This window comes from Rhodohalobacter sulfatireducens (assembly GCF_022012475.1).
Classification (GTDB): Bacteria; Bacteroidota; Rhodothermia; order Balneolales; family Balneolaceae; genus Rhodohalobacter; species Rhodohalobacter sulfatireducens.
Map to the genome: position 1 here is coordinate 35,020 of NZ_JAKLWS010000028.1, position 13,096 is coordinate 48,115.

Consider the following 13,096-nt stretch of genomic DNA (forward strand, 5'->3'; position numbering starts at 1 on the left):
TAATAGCTATAGGCTATTACTTTATACTTGCCCACGGTTCTTGATCATCTACATAAACCATCGATCCTTCCAGGTCCGCCGCCGGGCCCAGTATCGCCAGAAAAGACAGTGTTTCATCCGTAGTGTTAAAGGTTGCATGAACCATTTTTTTGGGGACAAAAACAGACTCCCCTGGTTGCAAAAATTTCTTTTCTTGTTGGATCCACTGCTCTGCTTTGCCCGATAAAATATAAATTACTTCATCCATATCCGGGTGGAAATGAAATGGATGCCCCCCGCCAGGCCCAACCTCAACCCGAACCACAATCAAATCCTTACTACCCGTTAAATCCGGCCGGGAAAACCAGTGGTGAATTCCTCGTTCCAGCTTTTCGACCACCATATTTTCCCGGGTAAAAAATTTACCTTCAAGATCACTCATATGCACACTCGGTTTATTTGGTTTCTGTTAGCCATTTAATACTGTTTTGCAACAGGGTAATGTATGCGGGATGTAGATGTGCTTCCCCGTCATGCCCCAAAGTAATTCCTACAATCCGGCCTTGCCCGTATTCTGATGTCCAAACAACCGGGTATTCGGCCCCAGTCTCCTCTTCGAGTCCCGTTGCCAAAACATGAATCTCGTTTCCATCCGGGTCTTCTTCAAAACGGTACAGCTCATCTTTAATGGTAAATTGGCCCGGCACAGCTGCCATCAATGGATGATTAGTTTTGGTTACACTTACTTCAAACTCACCATAGGGAGGGTGGCTGCGGGATCCTCCACCCACCAGGTCTCTGTTATATTCCGGCCAGTCTTCCCAGTTGTACCAAACCGCTGGATGTACAAGCAATAATCCATTCCCCGCTTCAACAAATTCAAAGATGGCATCTCTAAGATCAGGATCAGGGAGCGGCTGATTGTTGCTCAGATAGAGAACATCAAGGCCTGTGAGCTCTGGAAGGATCTCATTCGGCTCATCCGTGTAACTGACGGAAGCACCGGTTTCTGAAATAATTTTTTGATCTTCCTCATTAAACCAACGCTCAAAATCATGGTGCATACCGCCGCCGACTATCAGAACAGAAAGTGAATCACTTTCGGAAGAATGACTAAATGCTTGCAGTTGATTGATTGATAATATCACAGAAATTATCAAAAAGAAAAGTCCAAAAAATATGTTCGAGCACCTTAGCATCTTCTTCATCGTACAAATAAATTTGCCTGGGATTATCTATTTCAGATTTTGATGTATCATTACCTTCGGTTCCTGAGTAAGAATTGCATTCAATTCATGGTCAATTTCAAGATGTATATTAGCAATATTTCATCGTTCCACTAAACCCAAAGAGTAATTATACAGCTGAATATCGGCTGTTTCCCGGTCAGCTCCAATTTCTTTCCATTCCACTACGTGTCGGGGTTCGATCCGGATCGCCCGAGCCATTCATTTTCTGCGGGGATAATTTTGGTATCCATTCTCACTAGACTCTCACTTGCAAATTCCGTAATACAGTGACAAGGTTTATCTGATAGTATATATACATAAGGTGATGCGCAGGGTGAAATCATCCCTTCTATAGTTAAAACAACTAGAATACTAACAACTATTTGGAATATGTCAATGATAAACTATTGGAACACTCAGTTAAAGTCCTCTTCCAACTGTAGAGAAAAGTTTTTATTCCGACTTTTGCCGATGGATGACACTTGACGAGACACGAATAAAGATTAATCCACTCTTTTTAGCATCAGCAAGCGAATATCCGGTCCGCCACTACCCGGCAGATCTAATGCTTTGAGCGTTAATAAACCTCGCCCAGCTTGCAGGCTGATCATGCCCATGCTATGCGGTCGAAAATCTTTTACATAGGACTCCTGCCGGGGGATTCGATCATGTCCCATCCCCTCAACAGGCGGGTCATGAGCCACATCTATCGTATCAGAGAGACTGTTGTCCCCGAAGCTCAATTCAATAACAGATCCCAAATCTTCTTCCGGCAAAGTATAGTACAAATCAATCTCAAATTGTCCGCTTTCCAACACCTCAACATCCCAGGTGATACTGTCTGACCTGCTGCTCCAATTCCGAAAGAAAGAATCATTCGGGAATCGGTTGGATCGTTCAATATTACCATGTGGTACTGCATCCCTGGCCGGCAGTTGAGTATTTCGAAAATCCGGGTGCCCGACCGGAAACGTCCTGTCGTCTGCTTGATCCGATTTCAGATCCGCAAGAACATTTTCTTCCCATCTATTGAGTGAGTCAGAAAGAGAAGCTGCAATTTCAGGAAATTGATCAGACACATTATTTCGCTGGGCACGATCTTGGGTGATATCATACAGGTTCCCTTCATGATCCAGCCTCCACTGCTGAGATCGAACACTTGTTTTGCCATTCCAATGATTAAAGAGAAGGCGATCCTCCCAAGAAACAGGCTCCTGCAAAAGCAATGGTTTCAGAGATACTCCGTCCAAAGGGTGACTCGTTTTATGAGGAATTTCAGCCAGGTCAGCCAATGTAGGCAGCATATCTATTGAAGACGATATCTTATCAATTTTAGTTCCTTGTTCAATCTTTTCCGTCCACTTCACGAAAAGCGGCGAGCGAACCCCACCCTCATGGATACTGCCTTTCCGTCCCTTCATTTCTCCATTCCATCGCCAGCTATTGGGTCCGTTATCACTCATGTAGAGAACAATCGTACTCTCTTCAATCCCCAAATCTTCCAGTTTTTGGTTGATACGACCCACATTCCAGTCAATATTCTCCACCATCGCCAAAGCGGCTGTGGTGAATGTGGTATTTTCCAGATCCGGTTCTCTGTGACGCAACTCTATACCTCGCTCTTCAACCCGCTGCCACCAACTATCCGGAACCTGCATCGGGGAATGAGGAGTATTGTAGGGTATGTAGGCAAAAAACGGCTGGTCTTTGTGGTTCTCAATAAAGGAGATCGCTTCGTTTGTAAAATCATCAATGATAAATCCATCGCCCTGAATCAGTTCACCATTCCTTTCCAGGAAATTGGGACTGAAATAATCTCCCCAGTGGCCGGAGGCAAAACCATAGAACTCATCGAAACCTCTTCCATTTGGATGGTATGGGTATTGCATTCCGTTGTGCCATTTGCCAAAAATACCCGTGGCATACCCAGCTCGTTTGAAAATTTCAGCAATTGTGGTTTCATCCAGGTCCATGCGTTCCCCTCCTGCCGAAGTTCCATATACCCCGCTCCGCGGATGGTACCTGCCCGTTAGAAGTTCTGCGCGAGTGGGAGAGCAGACCGGGCTCACATAAAAATTGGTGAAAGAAGCGCCTTCATAGGCAAGAAAATCGATATTGGGCGTCCGGATATTTTCGTTTCCTTGAATACTCAGATCACCCCAACCTTGATCGTCTGTTACAATGAGTACAATGTTAGGCAGTGTGTCCTCATTGCTCGTATTGTTTCCGCTGCATGCACTGAATAACAGTACCAACAGAGTGATTATAAGTCTGTCGTTTATTACTCTCATTTGTAGTTCATTAATTTTTTATCTGTGCTCAAAATGAGAACTTGGAATATGAGTTTCCCCTCCTTCGTAAGGGGGCCAGGGGTGGTTAAACGTAACCTATTCAAGTCGACAATTTCCTCTTTTCTTACTATAACTTGTCAGGATAATTTGTTTCGTCAATCCTCAAAAAATTTTGCCCGGTGTTCTTCGGCAAAGCGCAGCAGGCGTTCAGCAATTTCAGGGTATTCGTCGATAACATTTACCTTCTCATATGGGTCGTGAACCATATCAAACAGGGCCGTATCGATCTCCGCCTGTTGATAGAGGCCAGGAATACCATCTCTGCCGCCAACGGGGCTTGTCCTGTAGCCGTGGGGAACGTGCAATTTCCATTTTCCATCTCCGCTCATCACTCCCTGAAAATCCTGACCGTTTGTAAACGCATAGTACTCCTGCGGAGATTCAGTACCGTCGTCTCCAAGTATTAAATCCCATACATCTGTACCGTCAATCTCATAATCGGGCAATTGTGATCCCGTAAGTTCAGCCAGGGTGGGCATCAGGTCAATTGAGAAAAATGTGTTTTGGGATACCGTATTTTCTTCAATTTTTTCCGGATAGGAGATAATCAACGGGCTTCGAATGCCTCCATCAAAAGTAGTTCCTTTGCCTTCCCGGAATGGCGTTTTACCGGAGTGATTGGCATAGGAGAGCCACGGGCCGTTATCTGATGAAAACAGGATGATGGTATTCTCACGAACCCCGTTCTCTACCAGTGCATTCACAATTTCACCCACAGACCAGTCGATCTCCATCATGACATCCCCATAAAGGCCCGTACCAGATTTTCCTTCAAATTTATCACTCACAAATAGAGGCACATGCGGCTGTGGGTGCGGTACATAGAGAAAGAATGGACCGTCGCTATTCCTGTTGATAAAATCCACAGATTCTTCGGTAAACCAGGTAGTAAACTCTTTTTGATGATCAGCCGTCACAGAATCGATCATCACCTCCCCGTTTTTCCAGTAGTGCATGGGAAACTGACCCCAGTACTCCGGATTTTCAGGATGATCTGCCCACATATCGTTGGAATACATGATCCCGGCCATTTCATCAAAACCACGATTATGCGGGCGTGTATCCTCCTGGTCTCCAAGGTGCCACTTTCCGAAAAATCCGGTGGTATAGCCGTTCTCTTTCAGCATTTCAGCCATAGTTGTAAACTGCGTATCAAGTCCTCTGGCTTTTGGCGGGTGTGCACCAAAAAGCTGGTTTCGTCCCGGGTAAGTACCGGTCATCAACGCTGCACGGGAGGCAGAACAGATCGCCTGCGGGACATAAAAATTGGTAAACGTTCGGCCCTCTTCTGCAAGGGATTGAATATTCGGTGTTGAATACCGGATTTCCATAAATGGGCTAAAATCGCCGTAAGCGGCATCATCCAGGAAAATCAAAACGATATTGGGAGTATCACTTCCAGGTTCATGAGTGGTTTGATTAGAGTCAGGCGTACAACCCATTATTAAGATGAGAGCCGCGGTTATTAAAAAAAATAGCTGGAGTGATTTCATAGATAACTTGATTGCTTAATTGTTGTTTAGTTCTATAACCTGTTAAACGAAACTTACGAAGTATTCCCAGGCGTCGTTGAAAATTAAATTAATGTACATGAGTTCGACTTAAGAACCCCGATTATCAAGCTCCTCCCGTGCAAGAAGGGACTTTTTCAATATCTTCAGATTTATTTTATATCGAACTCACGCTAGGATAATTTTAATACATTCCAGCTAATCATCCCAGGTATCATCCTCATAATGTTCCTGTAGTTCATCAATTTTATCCTTCAATTCTTGCTGAACCTCGGCGTATTCCGGTTCGTCATAAACACTTTGGATCTGTTCAGGATCAGTTTGGAGGTCAAATAACTCCCACTCATCAAAAGCAGGGTAATGCACGAGAGTGTACCGGTCCGTTCGGACACCGTAATGACGGGCCACTGAATGCCAACCCCCTCCAATATCAGGGCCTTCATAATAGTGATAATAAACGGCGTCCCGCCAGTCTTCCGGACTTTCTCCATTTAACAGGGGTACCATCGATTTGCCCTGCATCCTTTCCGGGATGTTTGCATCGGCCAGATCTAATATCGTGGGTGCCAGGTCCAGGTTTTGTACAAGATCGTTGTTTACCGATCCTGCCTCGATTCCTTCCGGCCAGTGAACAATCAGCGGCATGCGCATCGACTCTTCGTAAATCCAACGTTTGTCAAACCAGCCGTTTTCACCCAAAAAGAATCCCTGGTCGCCTGCATAAATGATAATTGTATTGTCAAGTAAATTCTCTCGTTGCAAGTACGAAATCATATTACCCACCTGGTCATCCACTTCACGGATCACCCGAAGATAATCTTTTACATACCGCTGATAACGCCATCGCGTTCGATCCTCCTCAGACCAGCTTGCATAATTATCATACAGGTACTGATTATCCCTGGCATATGCGTCCTTAATTCGCTGAAGCTGATCCTCGGTCAACCTGTTACCTTCAACCAACGATTCCCAACGTGGATTTGGCTCTCCCGTTTCCGGGTTGAGCGGCACTTTTAAATCCCGTCCCCAATTCATCGATTGAGGACCACCCTTTTCACTTATTTCCATATCCTGCTCGTGAGCAGCGGTAGTTAAACCTGAGTAGTCGTAAAAAAGTGTGGATGGTTCAGGAAGATCCCGGTCTTGATAATCATTCAGAGCCGGTCCGGGCAACCACTCCCGATGAGGTGCCTTGTGATTATAAACCATCATAAAAGGCTTGTCCCCGTCACGTTGTAACCGCAGCCATTCAATCGCTCTCTCCCCGATGATTTCGGTGGTATGGCCGTGCCTGTCCACATCTCCGTTTGAGGTTCTCATGGTTGGATTGTAATAAGGTCCCTGGCCATACAACACTTCGTAGTAATCAAAACCCTGTGGTTCCGTACCCAAATGCCATTTTCCAATCATCGCAGTTTGATACCCATGTTCCTGGAGAATCATGGGAAATGTTTCGAGGTCCATTGAGATCGATTCACCATTTGTCAGAACTCCATTCTTATGGCTGTGCATGCCTGTCAGAAGCACGGCGCGTGAAGGTTTACATATGGAGTTGGTGACAAAAGCATTATCAAAACGCATCCCGCCTTCAGCCAGCCGATCAATATTTGGAGTGGGAGTATGATCCAGTTTCAGCCCGTAATTTAATGCTTCCCGGTAAGCCCCAATGGATTGAGCCGTATGATCATCGGAGTACATGATGATGATGTTGGGATTATCAATAGATTGAGAATCTTCATCATAGACTTCTACATTCATCCCCAATAGTATTAAAGCTGTCAAAACGGAAACTGAAAATCTCACGGTTTTTTTCACTGAATCTCTAAAGTTTTCCGATGTTACATACATATCATCTATTTGCTTTTTGAATGTTTGAATCATTTTAATTCTGTGTAACCTATCTCATTGAGCGACTTAAATGAGAAGTTGTTAATCCCATTGTTGCTCATTTTAATTCATGAATGGATCACTTTTTGGTTGATTTCAGCACCCGGCAAAGAATACCTCAAACCAATTTTAGTCAAGCGATACCGGTAGTTTCACATATCTGACAGTTCGAAGAATGACATCAATTAATCAATTTCACTGATTTTAATATTCCGAAAGTCAACCCTGTCACCATGATTTTGCAAACCAACAAAACCGGATCGTTTCAATAACCCGGGATGATTCGGCACATTATTCATATAGTTAATCAATGTAGTGTTCACGATTAATTCGCCGTTCAATGTTACCTGTATTTCAGGTCCCTCCGCTCGCACCTTCAGTGATTGCCATTCTCCGGCAGGTTTTGTGACTCGTTTTGAAGCCGCTTCTTCAAAATAGATACTACCGGTAAACTGCCAGGGCTTCAGATCGGCGTACTGATCTGCGTAATCATCCAAAATTTGAATTTCCAAACCTTCATAAGCGGGATTTCCTTCGCGTGGCGATCTCAGAAACAGACCACTGTTTCCGCCCTCAGGAACTCGATACTCCAATTCAATGACAAAATTATCGTAACGGTTTTCAGTGGATAACCAACCGCTGCCATCGCCATCGGTAAAGAGTATTCCATCTTCTACACCCCATGTACCCGGGGTACCGATAATCTGCCAGCCTTCAAGATTTATACCGTTAAATAGAGTACCGTATTTTGGCTCTGTATCCGTTTCATCTTCATCTGAATCTTCACTGTCAAGTTCTGCTTTTTCTGAAAGGATCGATTTGATTTTTTCTCTGGAATCCTCATTTAAAACTGCCAGTACTGCCATGGTACCGTCCACCCCCTCAGATTCTTCTTTATAGTGGGGTAATAATAGGTTTGATACGGTTTGATATGCAGCATTACGGATATTCTCATTCCTATTTGTTAAGTAAACGCCCACTGCCTGAAGTGCTAAGAGATCGTCAGCCTGTTCAAATTGTTCCAAGGCTGAAATTTTACTGTCCTCTGATTGTGTACCATTAAATAGTTCATGCAGACGCTGTTCTTTTTGGTTGAGAGTGCCATCCAAATCATTTACTAATTGCACATAGCGCCCGATCACAGCTAATTGTTCCTCACCCGATGTCATAGGAACAGACCCGATCAACAAAGGAAGAGCATCAGCACTATTCCATTCCCTGAGTGATTGTATTGCTGCAAATTGAATTTCACGATTTTCATGATTCAGTCCGCGTCTTAAAATCCCGGCATTGTCAACGCCTTCAATCCTTGTAACCACTTGAATAAGCTGCTTTTTCTGATCTGTAGTACCTTCAGAATAATATTGACCGATCAAATCATTTCTATCAGCGTCCGAAACAGAGCGGTTTACAACAGAAGCAAATGCATCCTGCAAGACACTCAGTTCCTCATCAGAAAAATTTTCTCCCATCTGGTCAAACAGCGTACCGGCATCTTCTTCAACTCCCACACTGCCAAGATATTCATATGCAGCTATTCGAACGTTCTCGTTATTTATATCCAGCTCATTACGAACTTGATCCAGGTATTCATCCGCTAATCGGATAGTGAGCACACGGATAAGAACGGGTTTCGCTTTCAGGCTTGCATCCGGAAGGGCACTTGCAACAGCTTTTACAATATTTTCAGATTCCAGTTGCAGAAGGAGTTCTTCCACCCTCTGAACCCCTTCATCGCTATCAACATCATTTAAAACCGTAACTACAAGCCCCGGATCAATTTCCCCCTCCAATTGGTATAGTGAATAAAGAGCGGCTATTCTGATTTCGCTATTTGTATCACCGGTATGACTTCTAAGTGCGGAGGCTGCTGATTCATCACCACGCTCGCCCAGCGCTTCAATAAAGTAGATTTTGTTTGATTCCGGAGCTGACTTCAGTGCATCAACGATTTGTTCTGTAACCTCAGACTCTTCCAGAGAATTTATCATCGCCAGGGCAGATTTCGCACGAAGTGCTTCTGAAGACTGTGCAGTTTCGAGAAGTTCATCCGATATATCTTCACCATATAGGTGGAAACGGACCTGAAGAGCTGAATTTTTGATATGTTCCGCAAAATCACTCTGTAAAAAGTATTCGGTAATTCTGTTGCTTTCTTCGCTATAACCTTCAACTGCAAGCCTATTTGCATAGTGCAGGTAGTATGAAACAACTTCCGACTCCCTGAAACCTTCATATCCCTGAATTGCTTCTTCGAAATACCGCGACGATCCCGTTTCCCCGATATTTGCAAGTGAATTGAGAGACATACGTTTTATCGGCCATTGATCGGAAGCTGCAAATTCCATCAGCTGCTCTGTAGATGATTTATCCTCAAGCTCACCCAAAGCTTTAATCAATGCGATTTTTTGTTCTCCATCTACAGCCGGGAGAGTATTTCTTACTGCTTCCGCCGCTGATGGTGTATTCAGGGTCAGGAGTACTTTTAGTGCATTATTATAAAGTCTTTCATGAACTAAAAGTGGTTCAAGAACAGGTACCGATCGATCGCTGCCGGTTAATATCAACTGCTCCAATAAAAAATCTTTAACGTCTATTGGACGATCTTTTTTTATTTCAGCCAGTAAAGCCGATTCAAAATTCTGTTTATCAGGTTCGGAACCAAAACCGGCTGTATAATTGGCTAAACTACTCAGAGCATATCTTGCCTTAAGATCGCTGCCCACAGCAGGATCCGTAAGCATCCACGACAACGCCTGAACCGCTTCTGCTCCATAAGCAGTCATCTGCTCATTTACCCATTTCTCTTCCTCTTTTTCTTCTGCAGGCATATTTACAATGAGTCGTGTAATCTCCTCGTAAAATTCTTGCTGATGACCAGGTTCCGCCGTTTGAGCGTTTGCTTCCTCAATAGATTTACCGGAGATCATGAGAAGGGTAAAGATCAACCCCAGATATAAATATTTGCGTAATTTTTTCATGAAATTATTTCTTTTAATAGAATTTCGATGTCTTTGCCCTTTGATTATTAAATATGCCATGGAGAACGCATAGGTTGATGGATCATTCGGTTGGCTGCCTGATCGTTCACAAATGTCTCTGTTTCCGGGTCAAACTCCAGAGACCGGCCCAGACGGACTGCAATAATTCCAAGATTTACAACATTGCATGACCTGTGACCATTTTTTTCATTCAGGGCGAACTTCTGTCGAGTTCTAACGGCTTCGCTAAAATCAGTAACCCGGCTTTCAGGTTCCGGCAGTGTGTCTGCTAATTTCCTGACATTTGGAATATCTGATCGAAATCCTCGATATAGTTTCCCTTTAGGCCCTTCGATAAATGCAGCGTCTTTATCCCGGTTTTCACCATCCAACACAATCTTACACCCATCCTCATAGGTAAACTCAATTCTGCGCCAGGATGATGCTGCATCCGGGTGTTGCTGGGGGGCATCTACATCTACATAAATAGGATTCGTGTCATCTTTATTTAACAAGTATTGAGCCGGATCAATATAGTGCTGACCCATATCACCCAATCCACCGCCGTCGTAATCCCAGTATCCCCGGAAATTGCTGTGAACACGATGTTCATGGTATGGCTTATACGGTGCCGGCCCTAACCACATGTTATAGTCCAGTGATTCCGGTATCCACTGAGGCGACAGATCCGTTTTGCCCCTCCAAATAAACTTCCAGTCAAATCCCGTTGTTTCGCTCAAAGTAATTTTTAGCGGCCAGCCGAAAACATCATTCTCAACTAATTTCTTAATTGGCTTTACGGGAGTTCCCATTCCATAGAAATTGCTTCTGAATCGAAACCAAGTATTCAACCGAAAGATAGTACCATTTCTTTCTACAGCATTAACAACTTCTTGTCCCTCACCGATGGTTCGGGTCATCGGTTTCTCACACCAGATATCTTTACCGGAATTGGCTGCATCCACGGCCATTTTTCCATGCCAGTGCGGAGGTGTTACGATATGCACAATATCCACGTCATCCTGTTCAAGTACTTCCCGATAGTCACTGTATCCTCTTACTCCATCCGGGGTGATCGAAAGAGCTCTATTCAAGTGTGTTTGATCCACATCACATACGGCAACCAACTTTGATCCCGGGTAGTTTAAATGTCCCCTTCCCATCGCACCAACTCCAATTACCGCTTTCGTCAGCTGATCGCTGGGTGCTGTATATCCCGTACCACCAAGTACATGACGCGGAATAATCGTAAACGCTCCAAAAGTAAGTATCGATTTTTTTAAAAAATCCTTTCGGCTGTAGTTATTATTCTTCTGCTTTTTATCAGGCTCCTTCATTTATATTTCCTTGTGTGATTAATTATTTATCCGGTTTTAATTGTTAATATAATCTGAGGTCGTTTCAAAATAATAACTTAAGCATTGAAAAAGTCCCCTCCTTAATCAAGGAGGGGATTTAGGGGTGGTTAGTCCCCCTTTGATGTACACCCCTCCCGCCTAAAGGCGTCCCGACGGTTCGGGACCCTCAAGGGGAGATTGCTACCTCCCCCAACCCCTCCTTACACCCCGACGTATCGAGGGCAGGCATGACGGGAGCACAATAATCAACATACATATGTCGATTTCACGTTAATATAGATTTAAGAAAGTAGAAATCTGAACATTTTAAAGGTCTTGATCAGAATTTGAAAGCTAATATTTTGCTGTTCATAAATTATAGTAAAATTACTTTATGCGAAAAGTTCATGGATGACTTCGCCATGCCCGTCGGGTGTTGTGTAAAACGGACGCCCTTCAATCACATAATTGGTCTCTGGCGGAATTCCCATAGCATGGTAAATGGTTTGATGAATTTCATCGATTCCTACCTGATTCTCAATGGTACTGCAAGGACGCTCATCGGCTGTTTTTCCATAAACAAGACCCTTTTTTATACCGCCGCCGAACATCAGTAATGAACATCCGTTCGTAAAATGCCGGTGCATCCCGTAGTTGGAGATATCCTCCATTTTATCAGGTACTTCGACTTGATCTTTGACTTTTTGTCCGGGGCGCCCTTCAACCATCATATCACGGCTAAATTCACTTGCAAGTACAACAAGAGTTCGGTCTAAACGACCGGACTGATCCAGATCTATTATAAGTTGTGCAATCGGCCTGTCGATCATTTCCTTCATCTTCTCTGCCCGGGTATGCCCGTTCTCGTGAGTATCCCATCCCATAAATGGTTCATACTCAGTTGTAACACTTATAAAACGGGCTCCCGCTTCTGTTAACCGTTTTGCAAGCAGACAGCCTAAACCAAATCTGCTCGTATCATATGCTTGATAGGTTTCATCTGGCTCCTTGCTGAGATCAAACGCCTCAGCTTCAGGTGATTTGAGCAGTGCATAAGATCGCTCCATAGCCCGAAGCATGGACTCTTTCTGGTAACCGCTGCTGCGCTCCCCCACCGGGCTTTGCTCAATCAGGTCGCGATAAAGTTGATGTCTTCGCTCAAATCGTTCTATCGTCATCCCTACCGGTGGGCGAACACTATCCAGCCCCGTTGATGGATCGGGAATGAGAAACGGACCATATTCACTTCCCAGGAAACCTGCGGTGTGATAGGCCTTTAGTTCTTCCGATTCACCCACATCGAAACGCTGACCAATACTAATAAAAGGCGGGATCACCGGGTTTGCAGGTCCGCGCTCCCGTGCAATCCATGCACCGATATGCGGAACGTTCACCGTTTGAGGCGGTTCATAGCAGGTGTGCCAGTGATATTGATGCCTTGAATGTAGAATATGCCCCATATCAGCGGCCCGGTACGACCGGATCACCGTTCCCCTGTCCATAATATCTGCGATGGACTCAAGGCCTTTTGAGAAGTAGAGGTCATCGACAGCTGTAGGAATTTTGGGAAATGTGCTTAGCACACGCTTGCTTTCAAGTCCTTTTTCAAAAGGCGTATAAGCTTTCGGATCGAAAGTCTCGGTATGAGCCATCCCGCCGGCCATCCATAATAAGATTACCGTATCGGCACTCGACTGGATACCGGTATTACAACCGGTTAAAAAAGAGGAAACCGGAAGTGATGCCGCCATTGCAGCCAATGTAGCGGCAGAAGTTTTCTTCAAAAAATCCCGTCGGTTCATACGGTCATTCATAGGACCT

Annotated in this window: 8 protein-coding genes; all 8 read right to left on the reverse strand. The window is 44.4% G+C overall.

What is annotated here, in order from left to right:
* Positions 1-16 precede the first annotated feature (16 nt).
* The gene (locus L6773_RS16660) at positions 17-421 is read right to left on the reverse strand and encodes a cupin domain-containing protein (protein ID WP_237855589.1); all 405 of its coding nucleotides are present in this window, start codon (positions 419-421) and stop codon (positions 17-19) included.
* A gap of 13 nt (positions 422-434) precedes the next feature.
* Positions 435-1,127, reverse strand: coding sequence for a ThuA domain-containing protein (locus L6773_RS16665; protein WP_237855591.1), 693 nt, complete (start codon positions 1,125-1,127; stop codon positions 435-437).
* 584 nt (positions 1,128-1,711) lie between these two features.
* On the reverse strand, positions 1,712-3,499 hold the full coding sequence (locus L6773_RS16670; RefSeq protein ID WP_237855592.1) for an arylsulfatase: 1,788 nt from the start codon (positions 3,497-3,499) through the stop codon (positions 1,712-1,714).
* A gap of 155 nt (positions 3,500-3,654) precedes the next feature.
* Positions 3,655-5,052, reverse strand: a complete 1,398-nt coding sequence (locus L6773_RS16675; RefSeq protein WP_237855593.1) for a sulfatase family protein — start codon at positions 5,050-5,052, stop codon at positions 3,655-3,657.
* Positions 5,053-5,268: 216 nt separating this feature from the next.
* Entirely contained in the window at positions 5,269-6,951 is a 1,683-nt protein-coding gene (locus L6773_RS16680) for a sulfatase family protein (RefSeq protein ID WP_237855594.1), read from the reverse strand.
* Positions 6,952-7,142: 191 nt separating this feature from the next.
* Positions 7,143-9,938: a DUF1080 domain-containing protein gene (locus L6773_RS16685; protein WP_237855595.1), complete on the reverse strand. Its 2,796-nt coding sequence runs from the start codon at positions 9,936-9,938 to the stop codon at positions 7,143-7,145.
* 47 nt (positions 9,939-9,985) lie between these two features.
* Complete coding sequence (locus L6773_RS16690) at positions 9,986-11,275, reverse strand: Gfo/Idh/MocA family oxidoreductase (protein ID WP_237855596.1); 1,290 nt, start codon at positions 11,273-11,275, stop codon at positions 9,986-9,988.
* 392 nt (positions 11,276-11,667) lie between these two features.
* Entirely contained in the window at positions 11,668-13,089 is a 1,422-nt protein-coding gene (locus tag L6773_RS16695; protein WP_237855597.1) for a DUF1501 domain-containing protein, read from the reverse strand.
* Positions 13,090-13,096 lie beyond the last annotated feature (7 nt).